Genomic DNA, 15,537 nt, shown 5'->3' on the forward strand with positions numbered 1-15,537 from the left:
CCCTGGTTTCCCATGACTTATTCCAGGCGCCCCCCAGCAGGGGCCGGTGCCCCCCTGACATGCCCTTTTCATCTCTAGGCCTTACCCCCGAACTGGTCCACGCCGCCAGCACCCAAGGCTTCAGCGCGCCCACGCCGATTCAGGCCGAAGCCATTCCGGCCATCCTGCGCGGCGCCGACCTGCAGGGTCAAGCCCAGACCGGCTCGGGCAAGACTGCGGCCTATGCCCTGCCCCTGCTGCAACGCCTGCAAGCCCACAGTCCTGGCCGGGGCCGCCGCGTGCGCGCCCTGGTGCTGGTCCCCACGCGCGAGCTGGCCGCCCAAGTGGGCGAGGTGCTGCGCAGCCTGGGCAGCACCCTGCAGAACCCGCCCAAGGTGGCCGTGGTGTTCGGCGGGGTCTCGATCAACCCTCAGATGATGCGGCTGCGCGGCGGCGCCGATGTGCTGGTGGCCACCCCGGGCCGGTTGCTGGACCTGGTGGCGCACAACGCCATCCAGCTGGGTCAGATCGAGGTGCTGGTGCTGGATGAAGCCGACCGGCTGCTGGACCTGGGCTTTGCCGAAGAGCTGCAACGCGTGCTGGCCGAGTTGCCGGCCCAGCGGCAGAACCTGTTCTTCTCGGCCACCTTCGAGCCGGCGGTGCAGCAGTTGGCCGACGGCCTGCTGCGCGAACCCGTGCGCATTGCGGTGGCCGCCACCGAGGCCAACGAACCCGCCATCACCCAGCGGGTGATCCAGGTCGATGCCGGGCGCCGCACCGAGCTGCTGCGCCACCTCATCAAAACCCAGGGATGGGACCGGGTCCTGGTGTTCGTGGCCACCCAGTACGCCTGCCAACTGGTGGCCGGCAAGCTTTACAAGAACGGCATCTATGCCACGGTGTTCCATGGCGGGCTGAGCCAGGGGGCCCGCACCCAGGTGCTGCAGGAGTTCAAGGACGAGCGCTGGGATGTGGTGGTCACCACCGACCTGGCGGCGCGCGGCATCGACATCATGCAGTTGCCGGTGGTGGTCAACTACGACCTGCCTCGCTCTGCCACCGACTACGTGCACCGCATCGGCCGCACGGCACGGGCCGGCGAGGCTGGCACCGCAGTGAGCTTTGTCAGTGCCGACACCGAGGCCCACTTTGCCCTGATCGAAAAGCGCCAGCGCCTGAGCCTGCCGCGCGAACAGATCGAGGGCTTTGAGCCCCAGGAGGTGGCGGCTCCGCCACCGCCCGATCTGGCCCCGGTGCCTGGCACCGGCGGCGTCAAGGGCAAACGCCCGAGCAAGAAAGACAAGCTGCGCGCGGCGGCCGCCGCCGCCCAGGCCCAGGGCGGCGATCAAAAAGCCTGATCAGAGCGCCTGGGCCAGGCGGGCCACGCCCTCTTCGATCTTGGCCACGTCGGCGGTGGCAAAGCTCAGGCGCAGGGTGGCGTGGTCGGGGTTGGCGCAGAAGAACGGCGCCCCCGGCACAAAGGCCACTCCTTTTTCGATGGCGCGCTGGGCCAGCACATTGCCATCGGCCACCTTGCCGCCTGCGCCCGTCAGGCGGGCCCAGATGAACAGGCCGCCCTGCGGCTGGGTGAACTCGATGGCCTCGCCCAACTCGCGGCGCAGGGCCTGGCCCATGGCCTGGGCGCGTTCGGCATACACCGAGCGCACCTTGGCCAGCGTGGCCGGCATGCGCCCGGCCTTGAGGTACTGGGCGGCCGTGGCCTGGGCAAAGGTGCTGGTGTGGGCGTCGCTGAACTGCTTGCACATGGTGGCCTTGGCCAGCAACTCGGCCGGCGCGATCATCCAGCCCACGCGCAGGCCAGGCGACAGCACCTTGCTCAGCGAGCCGCAATGCACCAGCAACTCGCGGCTGCCCGGCACGCTGGCGCTCAGGTTCAGCAGGCTGGGCGGCGGCGCAGCGCCAAAGTACAGGTCGCCATAAGGGTCGTCCTCGATCACCAGGGTCTGGTACTTGACGGCCAGCTCCAACACCTTCTTGCGCCGCTCCAGGTTCAGCGTGGCGCCGCTGGGGTTGCCAAAGGTAGGGATCAGGTAGATGAACTTGGGGCGGTGCTCGGCAATCAAGGCCTCCAGTTCGTCCACTTTCACGCCCTCGCCATCGATGGGTGCGCTGACCAGTTCGGCGCCATACAGGCGAAAGCACTGGATGGTGGCCAAAAAGGTGGGCCCCTCCACAAACACCTTGTCACCGGGGCTGATCAAGGCCTTGCCCAGCAAGTCCAGCGCCTGCTGGCTACCGGTGGTGACGATCAGGTTCTCGGGGGCCACGTCGCTGGCCCCCTTGTCAGTCATGAAGCGGGCCAGTTGCTCACGCAAGGGGTTGTAGCCCTCGGTGGCGCCGTATTGCAGGGCACCGCCCGCCTCCTCGGTCAATGCGGTGTTGACGGCTTCGCGGATGCCGTCGACATCGAACATGGCGCTGTCGGGAAAGCCCCCGGCAAAGCTGATGATGCCGGGCTTGCCCAGCAGCTTGAAAAGTTCACGGATGGCAGAGGTTTCGACGTTGTCGAGGCGGTCGGCAAATTGCAATGGCATGGTGCATCTCACTTTCGGACGCACATTGTCGCCAATTCGCGTCCGCTCAACGTACACATGGCACCGCCAAGCCCCAGCTTGAGCCCGAATTGATGATGGACGGCAAACCAACATCGTGAAACATCCATATACAAATCAGGCGACGAAGGGCATAAATGAGGAACCTACCCAACTCTGACCAGGAATTGTCCATGCCCCAGCTTGAATCCTTTTTCCAGAGCGTCCAGTTGCCCACCATGCCCGAGGTGGCGCACACCCTGATCCGAACCCTGCACGACGATGACAGTTCCCCGCGCTCGGTGCGCGACATCCTGGCCCGCGACCCGGCCCTGACCGTGAAGCTGATCCGCCTGGCCAACTGCGCCCGCTTCGGCCTGCCGCGCACGGTGGCCAGTCTGGACGACGCGATCCTCATGACCGGCATGGAGCAAGTCCGTACCCTGGCGCTGTCGGCCTGCCTGAACGGGGCCTTCCCGATGATCACGGGGCTGAACCGCCAGGAGTTCTGGGAGCAAAGCATGGCCTGCGCCGGCTACGCCACGTGGCTGGCCCAGCGCCTGGAGGTCGACCCCCATGCCGCGTGGCTGGCCGGGATGATGCTGCGCCTGGGCGAGCTGGTGATCGGCCAGCGCCTGCCGCAAGCCTTGTCCGAGATCGAACGCCAGCCCCACCTGCCCGGCGGGCGCTGGCAGCGCGAAACCCAGTTGCTGGGCTTCACCGAAAGCCAGGTCAGCGCCGAGATGGCACGGCGCTGGAACTTCCCGGAATTGATCGTGCGTGGGCTGGAACATGCCTCCGAGCCCATGGCCACCCGCCCCTTCTGCCGCATGGCCGGCCTGTTGCACCTGGCAGAACTGCTGGCCGAGACGGCACCCCATGCCGCCGATCCGGCCGAAGTTCAGCAAGCTGTGGCCAGCCTGCCCCAGGAGGTCATGCAGGCGCTGCAGCTGGATGCCGAGTGGATGGCCGCCCACCTGCCCCCGGTGGACAGCTTCATCGACATGAGCTCGCTGCAATGACAAAGCCCTGCCGGCACCGATCCCGGGCCAACAGGGCTTGGCTGCAAGCCCGCCCGGGACGCGACACAATGCGGTTCAGCCCACATTGAACCCGCATGAAGAAATCCGACATCGAACCCTTTTTTGCCACCCTCAAGGCGGCCAACCCCCAACCCAACACCGAGCTTGAATACACCACGGTGTTTGAGTTGCTGGCCGCCGTGCTGCTGTCAGCCCAGGCCACCGATGTGGGCGTGAACAAGGCCACCCGGCGTCTGTTCCCGGTGGCGGGTACCCCCGAGAAGATCCTGGCATTGGGCCTGGACGGGCTTGAAGACTTCATCAAAACCATCGGCCTGTACCACAGCAAGGCCCGCCACCTGCTGGAGACCTGCCGCATCCTGGTCGAGCAGCATGGCGGCCAGGTTCCGCGCACGCGTGAAGCGCTCGAAGCCTTGCCGGGCGTGGGCCGCAAGACGGCCAACGTGGTGCTGAACGTGGCCTTTGGCGAGCCCACCATGGCGGTGGACACCCACATCTTCCGGGTCAGCAACCGCACCGGGCTGGCCCCGGGCAAGAACCCGCTGGAGGTAGAGAAGCAGTTGCTCAAGCGGGTGCCGGCCGCCTACGCAGTCGACTCGCACCATTGGCTGATCCTGCACGGGCGCTATGTGTGCCAGGCGCGCAAACCCCAGTGCTGGCACTGCAGCGTGGCCGCCTGGTGCGATTTCAAGCCTAAGACCCCCAAGCCCTGACGTGACCGCTTCACGTCCCCCACGCCCCACCCACCGCACGGGGCACCCACCGCCCCGCCCCGGATCAGGCCCGCGCCAGCGCCCCCCGGTGCGCTGGCGCAGCAGCAGCGTGCTGGCGTTGTCGGCCGGCATCACCCTGTATGTGGCTGCCAGCCTGCGCTGGGAGGTGCCCTGGGGTGCCGGAGGGGTCTATGCCGTGATGAGCCTGGTCTGCTACCTGAGTTATGCCGCCGACAAATCGGCGGCCCGCAGCGGCCAGTGGCGCACCAGTGAACGCACCCTGCTGTGGCTGGGCTTGGCCTGTGGCTGGCCCGGCGCCATCCTGGCGCAGGAGCGCCTGCGCCACAAATCGGCCAAGCTGCGCTTTCGCGGCTGGTTCTGGCTGACCGTGGTGCTGAACCTGATGGGCTTTGCCCTGCTGTTCACCCCACTGGTGCCCGACTGGACACCAATCTACCCAGCCGCTCTGACTCAGCGCACCCAGTACTGAGGCAGGTTCTGCCCGTCGGTGGACACGCCTTCGCCGCGCCGATACGGCAGCATCGAGCCGGGCTGGGTGGTCAGGTGGGCCGCAATCTCGATGTGCGGGGCCTCTGAACTGACCGCCCCGAAGATGGTCGCGAACGAGGCATCCGCAGCATCATGCCCGGTGCCGATGCGCACAAAGCCCATCGGGATGGCGGTGCCGGAGGGGTCGAACAGGTACCAGTTGTGGCCCAGATAAGCCTCCACATAGGCATGGAAGTCGGTCGGGCCCAGGGTCGGGTCGGCCCCGAAATCAATGCCGGTGGTGAAGCGTGCCGGGATGTTGACGGCGCGGCACAGCGCAATCATCAAATGGGCAAAGTCGCGGCACACGCCCACGCCGTCGCGCAAGGTGTCGATGGCCGAGGTCATCGAGTTGCTGCTGCTCGACTTGAACTGCACCCGCTGCTGCACCCACTGCTGGATCGCCTGCACCCGGGCATAGCCATGGGGCAAGGTGCCGAACTCGCTCATGGCCAGGGCGTTGAGCAGGTCCGACTGGCAGTAGCGGCTGGGGTACAGGTAGGTCAGCACCTCGGGGGGCAACTGGGCCACCGGCACCTCGGGGATGGCAGCAGGCGGCAGTATCAGGTGGTCCAGGTCCACCGTGGCCCGGTAGCTCACCTCCAGTGGCCCGGGCACAGCGCTCAGGCGCAGGCTGCGCGCCTGGGTGGCCGGGTCGGTGTGCATCAGCAGGGGCAGGGGCTGGCTGACCAGCAGTTGCTCGTGCAGCACCCACTGGCGCCGGGTGTGGGCCAGTTGGATGTTGAAGATGAAGTCGGCCCCCGGGGCGGCCACCACATAGCGCAAGGCAATCAGAAGTTCAAGGCGGACCATGGCTCAACCCGCCCCATGAAGAAGGCCGGCCCGGCCAGGGCAGAAAAACGAAGAGGGCATGGGGATCCAGACAATAAAAAGGAGAACGCACCGGGGACGTCAAGCGTCACCCGGGCTGGCCCGAAGATGCAGGCAAGAAGCAGGCCCGGTCACGAAGGCCGGGCGCTTGGGTCAGGGGGTTGGGCGGGATTTGTGAGGGCCAGGGCGCAACAAATCCGCCCCATGGTACGCCCTGGCGGCTCCAGCCCAAGACGCATGCCCATCCGCGCAGGGCGGGGATCAGCCAACAGACCCCGTCTGGGTCGGCAACTGGTGATCCAGATCGGGGCGCTTCCAGGGGTCGACGTGCGTCATCAGGTTGAGCACGCGGTGACGTGCCATCACGCGGTGCTGGGCGGCCACGGCGATGTCATGCCCGGCCTCCACGGTGAGCTGCGCATCCACCTCGATGTGGGCATCGACCACGATCATGTCGCCCATGCGCCGGGTGCGCACATCGTGCACACCGATCACACCGGGGGTCTCGACCAGGGTCTGGCGGATGGCGGCCACCTCTTCTTCGTCCACGGCCCGGTCCATCAGATCGTGCAAGGCATCCCAGCCAAACTGCCAGCCCATGCGGCCCACCATCAGGCCCACGATCAGGGCGGCAATCGGGTCGAGCAGCGGAAATCCGGCCAGATTGCCCGCAATGCCGGCCCCCACCACCAGCGATGAGGCCGCATCCGAGCGCGCATGCCAGGCGTTGGCCACCAGCAGGCTGGACTTGACCCGCTTGGCGATCATCAGCATGTAGCGGAACAACAGCTCTTTGGACACCAGGGCGGCCCCGGCCACCCACAAGGCCACGCCGTGCACCTGGGGCACCGAATCGGGGCTTTGCAGCTTGAGCACGGCCGCCCAGAGCATGCCAGCGCCCACGGCCAGCAGAATCACCCCCAGCACCAGCGAGGCCGCAGTTTCGAAGCGCTGGTGGCCGTAGGGGTGGTCTTCATCGGCCTCTTTCTGGCTGTGGTGGTTGGCGAACAACACCACCGCGTCCGACACCAGATCCGACAGTGAATGAATGCCATCGGCCACCAGGCCCTGGGAATGGGTCAAGGCCCCGACGGCGATCTGGGTGGCACTGAGCGCCGTGTTCACCACCACACTGACCCAGGTGCTGCGGGATGCCGCGGCCGAGCGCTCGGCGCTGCTGTATTGGGTGTCTTCGTGGTCAGGTGGGGCGTCTTTGAATTGCATGCGGGAAATGGCGTCTGGCAGGAGCGCCGGAAAGCTCGGTCAGCCCCGATTGTGCCTGCCCGGCCGCGGCGCCGCTGAAACGGGCAGGCGGCCACTGGCCACGTACACGGTGTTACCCAGATGGGTCTGCAGCGACAGATCGATGCCTCGGTCAGCCAAGGGGCGCCAGGGCTGGTCCAGCCCGTGCAGCGTGGTGACTGAATGCAGGGCGGCCAGCCAAACCAGGCCATTGAAGACCCCCCAGCCCGCCGGCGCCCATTGCAGCCCGGTGGCGACCACCCGGGCTCCGGGGCGCAGATGGCCCAGCACATGATCCACTGCGGCGGGCGTCTGAAGAATGTCGTGGGTGAAATGGAACAGGGCGGCATCCGCCCCGGACGGCAAGGCCGCCTGCTCGATCGGGGCACAGGCCAGGCTCACGTTGCGCCAGCCATGGCGCTGCACCCGGCGGCGCGCCTCGTCCACCATTTCGGGGCATTGGTCCACCGCCACCACCTGGCCTTGCGGGCCCACGGCGGCTTGCAGCAGTTCCAGGCTCATGCCGGTGCCGCAGCCCAGGTCCAGCACCGTCTGCCCAGGCTGCAATTGCAAGGTGGCAATGGCCTCGGCCCGGATCGCGTCGTACGGCGCCAATTGCAAGTCGTAAATGCCCGCGCGCCAGCGGTAAAGGCCCTGCGACGCCGCAGTATCAGGGGCGGGTTGGCGTTCTTCGGTTGCGCGGGACATGGCGGGCCTCCGTGAAGTGGACAGCCCACTCTAACCCGGCAGCGCCTTGGCGTCCATGCGCTGACGCAGGGCCGCCCTACCCCGCTGAACCCACGCCCAGCCCCCAGCGTCGCGCTCAGTCGGCGTAGATGCCAGCCTTGCGGATCACCGGCCCCCAGCGGTTGATTTCGGCTTCAAGGTGGGTCTTGAGGCCGTTGGGGGTGATCTTGTCGATCGGGGGAACGTCCGAGCTCAGATCGGCCAGGCGCTTGGTGACCAGGGGATCCTGCAGTGCCGTGCGCAGCGCGGCATTCAGCTTGTTGATCACCTCGGTTGGCGTGCCCTTGGGGGCATACATGCCGTGCCAGACCTTGACGTCAAAGCCCTTCAGGCCCTGTTCGTCGAGGGTGGGCACATTGGGCAGGGCCGAAAGCCGGTTCAGCGTGGTCACCCCGAACACCTTGATGCGCCCCTCCTTGATCATGGGCACCGTCTGGGTGGTCTGGTCACACAGCAAATCGACCTGCCCGCCCAGCAAGTCGTTCATGGCCGGGCCGGTGCCCTTGTAGGGGATGGTGTTCAGGTCGATGCCGATGGAGCTCATGAAGATCAGCCCGCACAGGTGCGATACCGCACCCAGGCCGGCATTGGCCAGGGTGACCTTCTCCTTGTTGGCCTTGATGTAACTCAGCGCCTCCTGCAGGTTGTTGGCCGGGAAGTCCTTGCGGGCCAGCAGGGTCATGGGCACGTCGACCACCTGGCCGATGTATTCAAAGTCCTTGAGTGGGTCGAAGCTGAGCTTCTTGTACAGCGCCGGTGCCGTGGACATGCCCATGTGGTGCAGAAAGATGGTGTAGCCATTGGGTGCAGCGCGCGCCGTCTTGGTGGCGGCAATGGTGCCACCCGCGCCCACGGCGTTTTCGATCAGCACGGTCTGCCCCAGGGCCTTGCCCATGGGGATGGCGATCAGGCGCGCCACCACATCGGTCGGGCCGCCGGCCGCAAACGGCACCAGCATGGTGATGGGCCGGTCAGGGAACACCTCGGCACGGGCCGGGCCGGCGCCCACCAGGGTGGCTACGGCCAGCGCAGCCAAGCCGGTGCGCATCAGGGTTTTGAAAGGGTTGACGTTGAATGTCATGGTTCTTGTCTCTCGGTTCTGTGGATCTCATCAAGGCCGGCACGGTCTGCGCCCGCCCTTTGCTTCACTGCTCTCACACCGCAGTGCCAGGCGCTCTCCCTGTGATGTCGTTCTCGTTCTGAAGACATGGTGCGCCGCCTCGTGGCCGATCGGCACTAGGCCTAACCCCGGGGCGAGCGAAGGTTTCAGGGCCCGCCTGGGCGATGCTCCAGGCCCAGCCAGCGCCGTGCCAGCGCCAGCACCGGGGCGTCGACCATGCGGCCATCCACCCGCAGGGCACCCGCCCCCAAAGCATCGCCTGCGGCCTCGGCAGCCGCCAACACGCGGCGCGCCCAGTCGCACTCCGCCGCGCTGGGCGCCAGGCCCTGGTGCACGGCCTCAATCTGGCTGGGGTGAATGCACAGCTTGGCGCCAAAGCCCAGGCGACGGGCACGGCGCGCGTCGTTCAAGGTCTGCTCGGGCTCATCCAGCGCCACGGTCACGCCATCGATCGGCGCCACCCGGCCTGCACCGCGCGAGGCCAGCACCAATTGCCAGCGGGCAGGCAGCAGCTCGGCCTCGTCCGGCCCGCAGGCCATGCCCAGGTCGGCCTGCAGGTCGATGTGGCCCAGCACCAGGCGCAGCACCTGGGGCGCCTCCGCAAGGGCCTGCAACTGCAACAGCCCCTGGGCACTTTCGATCAGGGGCAGCAGGGGCAGGCCTGGCAGGCGGCGGGCCAGCGCCTGCAGTTGGGCGGCACTCTCGGCCTTGGCCAACATCACGCCGGCCAAGCCAGGCAGGGCTTCAAGCAAGGCCAGATCGTCGCCATGCCAGGGCGTGGGCACGGCGTTCACCCGCACCAGCAGGCGCTGCCGCTCGGCCGGCCCCAGGCCGGGCCAGCACTGGGCCAGGGCCGCCCGAGCGGCCGGTTTGGCAGCCGGGGCGACGGCGTCTTCCAGGTCCAGGATCACGGCGTCGGCCGCACTGGCCAGGGCCTTGGCCAGCCGCTCGGGGCGGTCGCCAGGCACAAACAGAAAGCTGCGCGCCTCGTGCAGCGGGCGCACCTGGGGCGCCTTGCTCATGCGCCCCCCGGCAGCAACCGGCCCACCACCGGCCATTGGCCGACCTGCCACAGGTGCTCGACCGCCTGGGCCATCTCTGCGGCCTGGGCCCCGCCGCTGAAGGCGGCCAGGCGCAGGGCCTTGGCCGTGATCTCGTCACGGCTCAAGGTGTTGCCGGGATCACCCTTGGGCTCATCCACCCGGCCCTGGAACACCCGCCCGTCAGTGGTGTGCACCGTGACCTTGCCGATCCAGCGGCGTGGATAGGCGCCATCGACCTCGGCATCCAGGCTCATGCTGACGCGATCGCGCAGCTGGCGTGTCGTCTCGCTGAGAAAGTGCTCATCAAACTCAGCCAGCCCCGCATGCCCGAACTGGGCCACCAAGGCCAGCACCGTGCCCATCGAGAACTTGCTCTGATGCACCGTGCTGGGCGACACCACCGGGCCCAGCACGTCAATCGCACCTTGGTGCACATGGGTCTGCACGGCGGCCAGGTCTTCGGGCTTCAGCGCATGCTCGCGCATCACCAGCAGCAGTGCATCGGCGGCCGGATGGGTGTGGCGGCAACTGGCGTGGTATTTGAACGAGGTCTCGGCGGTGACCCAGCGAGCGCCCAGGCCATCGACCAGGCGTGCCGGGTCGGCGTCGCTGGACATGCCGGCGGCCATGCCCTGGGGGCCGTCAAAGATGTCCGCCGCACCGGTGAAGCCATCCTTGGCCAGGTAGGCCGACATCAGGCCCGCCGCCGCCGCATGCGCGGTGTGCAGCTGCTTGGAGTCGGCCGCGGTGCGCAGAAACTCCCACAGACCGGCCGACTGGGTGCCGGCCGAACCGAAGGCGTGCTGCATCTGCTGCGCGTCCAATTCCAGCAGGTGGCCCACGGCAGCCGCCGCCGCCAGGGTGCCGGCCGTGCCCGTGGTGTGGAACACGCGGTAATGCGAACGCCCCAAAAACTCACCCACGCGGATGCCCACCTCGTAACCCACCACCGAGGCCGCCAGCAGATCGCGCCCGCTGCGCCCCAGGGCCTGGGCCACGGCCACGGCCGGCGGAAACACCACCGTGGCGGGGTGGAACACCGAACCGTTGTGCACATCGTCCTGCTCAGCCACATGAGAAGCGGCGGCATTGGCCATGGCGGCCAGGTAGGGGCTGTTCAGTTGCCGCTTGATCAGCACCTCGGCCCCGCCCTGTCCCAGCCTGGGCGAGCCCGCCCCCCCCGTACCACCAGCCCAGCCCATCTGCCCCGCAAAGCGGGTGATGCTTTCGACCGGACGCGAGCCATGGCCGGCCACCGCCGAGCCGAACCAGTCGACCAGCAGGTCTTCCGTCTTGCGCACCACGGTATCGGGAATGTCGTCGTAGCGCAGGCCGGCGGCGAATTGAGCCAAGGCGGCGGAGGGGGTGAGGGATGTCATGTTGTCTTGTCTCCGGAATGTTCTGGTTTCGTTGTGTAGCGGTTCAGATTGCGCCGCGCGCACGCAGCGCCGCAACATCGGCCTCGCTGCGACCCAGGCTGTGCAGGATTGCCTCGGTGTGCTGGCCCACGGCGGGCACGGCCTCCATGCGGTAGTCAAAGCTGCTGTGGCGCCCGGGCGGCAGCAGGGCCGGGATGGTGCCCGCGGGCGAGTCCACGTCGCGCCAGCGCTCGCGCGCCTGCAGCTGCGGGTGCGCCCACAGGCCAGCCATGTCGTTCATGCGGGCGTTGGCGATCTGAGCCTCGTCCAGCCGGGCCAGTACCTCGGCGCTGCAGAGGGCCCCGAAGGCCGTCAGGATGAGGGCCTTGAGGGCTTCGCGGTGCTCGTTGCGGCGGGCATTGCTGTCAAAGCGCGGGTCCGTGGCCAGCGCGGCATCGCGCAGCACCACGGCGCAGAACACCTTCCACTCGCGCTCGTTCTGCAGGCCCAGCATCACGGTGCCGCCGTCGCCGGCCTTGAAGGGCCCATACGGGTAGATGGTGGCGTGGGCAGCAGCGCTGCGGGGCGGTGGCGTGGCGCCCTGGTAGGCGTAGTACATGGGGTAACCCATCCACTCGCCCAGGGCTTCGAGCATGGACACATCGATGTGCCCCCCCTGCCCCGTGCGGCCACGCTGCAACAAGGCCGCCAGCACGCTGCTGTAGGCATACATGCCAGCAGCAATGTCGGCCACCGAGTTGCCGGCCTTGCAGGGGTCGTCCGGCGTGCCGGTGACCGACAGAAAGCCGGCCTCGCTCTGGATCAGCAGGTCATAGGCCTTCTTGTCGCGGTAGGGCCCGTCTTCGCCGTAGCCGGAGATGTCGCACACGATCAGGCGCGGGTGGCTGTCTTTCAGGCTGTCGTAGCCCAGCCCCATGCGCGCCGCCGCACCCGGGGCCAGGTTCTGCACCAGCACGTCGGCATCTTTCAGCAGCTCTTGCAGCACTTGCAAGGCCTCGGGCTGCTTGAGGTCCAGGGTGAGGCTTTCCTTGGAGCGGTTGACCCACACGAAGTGCGAGGCCTCGCCATTGACCCGCTGGTCATAGGCCCGGGCAAAGTCGCCCGCGCCGGGGCGCTCGATCTTGATGACGCGGGCACCCAGGTCGGCGAGTTGGCGCGTGCAGAAGGGGGCTGCGATGGCGTGTTCTAGGGAGATGACGGTGATGCCGTCGAGGGGGCGTTGGGTCATGGTGTGACTCACTGGGTGATGGGGCGCTGGTGGTACAAATGGGACGTTTGCCTTGTCCCTTGCGCCGTGGCGATGTTTCGCCGCTGCGCTCTGGTGGTTCTGCTCTTTGTTTCAGGGCGGAGGCCGGGGTTGCGGCCCGGCGGCCGCCTCACTTTCTTTGCTTCGCCAAAGAAAGTAAGCAAAGAAAGGCGACCCGAAGTCAGGGCCACTTCGTGGTTCCCTGCGCTGCTCGCGCCAGGGGGGTCCCCGCTAAACTCGCTGCGCTCAAACAGACGCGGGGCCTGATCCCCCTGGCACTGCGCTGCTCGGCCCTGCCCCACGGGGCAAGCGGGGGCGGGGGCGGGCGGGCTTGCGAAGGCACTGGCGAAATCAGTGAACCTTGTGCATCCAGCAGCGCTGGTGTGCGTATGTTTGATGTTTTGGGCAGAGCGCCTGTTTACCCCCGCGCTGCGGAGCAGCCGCGCCCTTCGAGTTAAACAACACGGCGCCGCTGCGCAGCAGCAGCCGTCGGTTCCCGCTCCCACCCTCCCGTCGGGCACGGCGAGCAGCGCAGACTTGGGCGGAAAAAGGGCTCGCGTCTGTTTGAGCGCAGCGAGTTTAGCGAGACCCCGCCCAAGTTGAGCAGCGCAGCGGACCCTGCGCAGCAGGGCGTGCACGTCGGGTCGCCTTTCTTTTGGGTACTTTTCTTTGGCGAAGCAAAGAGAAGTGCCTCGGCCGCCGGGACGAACCCCCGGCCTCCGCCCTGAAACAAGGCACGCAGCAGAAGGAGCGCAGCGGCGAAACAAAGCCTTGATCGAATGGACAAAGCAGACCGCCATGGTTACGCCGCCATCGGCCCGCCATCTCGGCACACGCCCTGAAGCCAGCAACCGATGCATGATCAGCGCCAAGAGCAGCAAGCTCAAAACGACCTCGGCAACCCGAGCAAATGCTCCGCCACATACGAATAAATCAAATTCGTCGAAATCGGCGCCACCTGATACAGCCGCGTCTCCCGAAACTTGCGCTCCACGTCGTACTCGTGGGCAAAGCCAAAGCCCCCATGGAACTGGATGCAGGCATTGGCAGCCTCCCAACTGGCCTTGGCCGCCAAATATTTGGCCATGTTGGCCTGCGCGCCACAGGGCTGGTTGGCGTCGAACAGCTCGCAGGCCTTGTAGCGCATCAGGTTGGCCGCTTCCACCTCGATGTAGGCGTCGGCAATCGGAAACTGCACGCCCTGGTTCTGACCGATGGGGCGGCCGAAGACCACGCGCTCGCTGACGTACTTCGTCACGCGGTCGAGGAACCAGTAGCCGTCGCCGATGCATTCGGCCGCAATCAGCGTGCGCTCGGCATTGAGGCCATCGAGGATGTACTTGAAGCCCTTGCCTTCTTCGCCGATCAGGTTCTCGGCCGGGATCTCCAGGTTGTCGAAGAACAGCTCATTGGTCTCGTGGTTGACCATGTTCTGGATCGGCCGCACGGTCATGCCTTTTTTCTCGGCCTCGCGCAGGTCGACCATGAAGATCGACATGCCCTCGCTCTTCTTGCTCACCTCGGCCAGCGGCGTGGTGCGGGCCAGCAGAATCATCCACTCGCTGTGCTGCACCCGGCTGATCCAGACCTTCTGACCGTTGACCACATAACGGTCGCCCTTCTTGACGGCCGAGGTCTTGATCTTGGTGGTGTCGGTGCCCGTGGTGGGCTCGGTCACCCCCATCGACTGCAGGCGCCACTCGCCGCTGGCGATCTTGGGCAGGTACAGCTCTTTCTGCGCCTTCGAGCCATGGCGCAGCAGCGTGCCCATGTTGTACATCTGGCCGTGGCACGCGCCCGAGTTGCCGCCGCTTCGGTTGATCTCTTCCATGATCACCGAGGCCTCGGCCAGACCCAGGCCCGAGCCGCCATACTCGGCCGGGATCAGAGCGGCCAACCAGCCGGCCTTCGTCAGGGCATCGACAAAGGCTTCGGGGTAGGCGCGATCGTGGTCGATCTGGCGGTGGTATTCGTCAGGGAACTCAGCGCACAGGGCGCGCACTGCGTCACGGATTTCCTGGTACTGGTCGGGAGCTTGCTTGATCATGGTGTCTCTTGTTGGAAGGGTGTCGGGCAGGCGTGGCGTGGCGTGACGCGGCTCAGAACAATTCGGCCGTGGCCTGTAGGGTCAGCCAGCCCTCGTGGTCGTTGGCCCACAGGCGCACGGTCTTGCCATCGGCCTCAGGCCGGCCATTGACGGCAAAGGGGTTCAGGTCGAAGGTGGGGCGCACGGCCTTGAAGGCGAAACGCTTGAAACGGGCCCCAGGCTGCTGGCGACGCACCAGATCGACCAGCAAGGTGGCGATCAGCGGGCCATGCACGATCAGGCCCGGGTAGCCTTCCACCCCGGTCACGTAGCGACGGTCGTAATGGATGCGGTGGCCGTTGAAGGTGAGCGCCGAGTAGCGGAACAGCAGCACATCGTCGGGCACGATCTCGCGCTGCCAGGGGGCGCCGGTTTCGGCCGCCACCGGGGCCGGTACCGGGTCACCGGGCTGGGCGGCGGCGCGGTAGACGATGTCATGTTCTTCGGTCAGGGCCAGACCCAGGTCGTTGTGCACTTCGTGCTTGACCAGCACAAACACCAGATCGCCGGTGCGGCCGGCCTTGTGCGTGACCGACTCGATGCGCGACACGCGCCGCACCGCCTGCCCCACCTGCAGGGGGTTGCCCTCTTCCCAACGAAGCCGGCCACCGGCCCACATGCGGCGGGGCAAGGGCACCGGGGGCAGAAAGCCGCCGCGCTCAGGGTGACCATCCGGCCCCAGCCCGCTTTGCCGCACCTGGGGCAGAAAATAAAGCCAGTGCCACAGCGGCGGCAGGGGCGTGCCGGGCTGCGGCGCCGGGTCGTCGCGGTCCAGCGTGGCCGACAGACCGCTGACGGGCGCGGCGCTCAGGCTGTCGTGCAGGGTTTCGGTGCGACCCTGCCAGGTCTGCAGGTGGGCCAGCAGGCTGGCGTCGACGTTGCGGAGAGAGTGTTCGCTCATGGATCGGTGGCTGGAAGGATGAAACAGACAGCCCGCATCGTCGGCCCAGCCAGGCGCACGCGCAATCATTGATTTCAAGACCAAGCCTTCGGTTTTGCCTGAGGCT

General features: G+C 67.1%; 14 protein-coding genes. 4 read left to right on the top strand and 10 right to left on the bottom strand.

Features of this window, described 5'->3' with window-relative positions; all coding sequences use genetic code 11:
• Positions 1 to 59 precede the first annotated feature (59 nt).
• A complete protein-coding gene (locus AC07PT_RS17555; protein WP_492346292.1) occupies positions 60 to 1,337 on the top strand; it encodes a DEAD/DEAH box helicase in 1,278 nt (425 codons plus the stop codon).
• Here AC07PT_RS17555 and AC07PT_RS17560 read toward each other — a convergent pair whose 3' ends face one another.
• Positions 1,338 to 2,528: an aminotransferase-like domain-containing protein gene (locus AC07PT_RS17560; protein ID WP_492346660.1), complete on the bottom strand. Its 1,191-nt coding sequence runs from the start codon at positions 2,526 to 2,528 to the stop codon at positions 1,338 to 1,340. It lies immediately after the preceding gene.
• Between the two features lie 197 nt (positions 2,529 to 2,725).
• On the opposite strand from AC07PT_RS17560, the gene AC07PT_RS17565 reads away from it, so the two are divergent.
• The 3 genes from AC07PT_RS17565 to AC07PT_RS17575 all read left to right on the top strand — a co-directional run bounded on the left by AC07PT_RS17565 (position 2,726) and on the right by AC07PT_RS17575 (position 4,777).
• The gene (locus tag AC07PT_RS17565; RefSeq protein ID WP_494657508.1) at positions 2,726 to 3,553 is read left to right on the top strand and encodes an HDOD domain-containing protein; all 828 of its coding nucleotides are present in this window, start codon (positions 2,726 to 2,728) and stop codon (positions 3,551 to 3,553) included.
• A gap of 95 nt (positions 3,554 to 3,648) precedes the next feature.
• Positions 3,649 to 4,287: an endonuclease III gene (nth, locus tag AC07PT_RS17570; RefSeq protein ID WP_492346290.1), complete on the top strand. Its 639-nt coding sequence runs from the start codon at positions 3,649 to 3,651 to the stop codon at positions 4,285 to 4,287.
• A gap of 1 nt (position 4,288) precedes the next feature.
• On the top strand, positions 4,289 to 4,777 hold the full coding sequence (locus tag AC07PT_RS17575) for a DUF1294 domain-containing protein (RefSeq protein ID WP_494657509.1): 489 nt from the start codon (positions 4,289 to 4,291) through the stop codon (positions 4,775 to 4,777).
• Here the strand turns inward: AC07PT_RS17575 and AC07PT_RS17580 are convergent.
• The 9 genes from AC07PT_RS17580 to AC07PT_RS17620 all read right to left on the bottom strand — a co-directional run bounded on the left by AC07PT_RS17580 (position 4,759) and on the right by AC07PT_RS17620 (position 15,431).
• The gene (locus AC07PT_RS17580; RefSeq protein ID WP_494657510.1) at positions 4,759 to 5,649 is read right to left on the bottom strand and encodes a transglutaminase-like domain-containing protein; all 891 of its coding nucleotides are present in this window, start codon (positions 5,647 to 5,649) and stop codon (positions 4,759 to 4,761) included. The genes AC07PT_RS17575 and AC07PT_RS17580 overlap by 19 nt on opposite strands.
• 279 nt (positions 5,650 to 5,928) lie before the next feature.
• On the bottom strand, positions 5,929 to 6,891 hold the full coding sequence (locus tag AC07PT_RS17585) for a cation diffusion facilitator family transporter (protein WP_494657511.1): 963 nt from the start codon (positions 6,889 to 6,891) through the stop codon (positions 5,929 to 5,931).
• 39 nt (positions 6,892 to 6,930) lie between these two features.
• Entirely contained in the window at positions 6,931 to 7,617 is a 687-nt protein-coding gene (locus AC07PT_RS17590; RefSeq protein ID WP_492346286.1) for a class I SAM-dependent methyltransferase, read from the bottom strand.
• A gap of 115 nt (positions 7,618 to 7,732) precedes the next feature.
• Complete coding sequence (locus AC07PT_RS17595) at positions 7,733 to 8,737, bottom strand: tripartite tricarboxylate transporter substrate binding protein BugD (protein ID WP_492346285.1); 1,005 nt, start codon at positions 8,735 to 8,737, stop codon at positions 7,733 to 7,735.
• 185 nt (positions 8,738 to 8,922) lie between these two features.
• Entirely contained in the window at positions 8,923 to 9,798 is an 876-nt protein-coding gene (locus AC07PT_RS17600; RefSeq protein ID WP_494657512.1) for an HpcH/HpaI aldolase/citrate lyase family protein, read from the bottom strand.
• Positions 9,795 to 11,198, bottom strand: coding sequence for an MmgE/PrpD family protein (locus tag AC07PT_RS17605; RefSeq protein ID WP_494657513.1), 1,404 nt, complete (start codon positions 11,196 to 11,198; stop codon positions 9,795 to 9,797). The genes AC07PT_RS17600 and AC07PT_RS17605 overlap by 4 nt, the downstream gene beginning before the upstream one ends.
• A 43-nt stretch (positions 11,199 to 11,241) precedes the next feature.
• Entirely contained in the window at positions 11,242 to 12,426 is a 1,185-nt protein-coding gene (locus tag AC07PT_RS17610; RefSeq protein ID WP_494657514.1) for a CaiB/BaiF CoA transferase family protein, read from the bottom strand.
• A gap of 901 nt (positions 12,427 to 13,327) precedes the next feature.
• Positions 13,328 to 14,491, bottom strand: a complete 1,164-nt coding sequence (locus AC07PT_RS17615; RefSeq protein WP_494657515.1) for an acyl-CoA dehydrogenase family protein — start codon at positions 14,489 to 14,491, stop codon at positions 13,328 to 13,330.
• A 52-nt stretch (positions 14,492 to 14,543) separates the two neighbouring features.
• Entirely contained in the window at positions 14,544 to 15,431 is an 888-nt protein-coding gene (locus AC07PT_RS17620; protein ID WP_494657516.1) for an HTD2 family dehydratase, read from the bottom strand.
• Between the last annotated feature and the right edge of the window lie 106 nt (positions 15,432 to 15,537).

The sequence above is a fragment of the Curvibacter sp. GW821-FHT09D12 genome, from assembly GCF_059416245.1.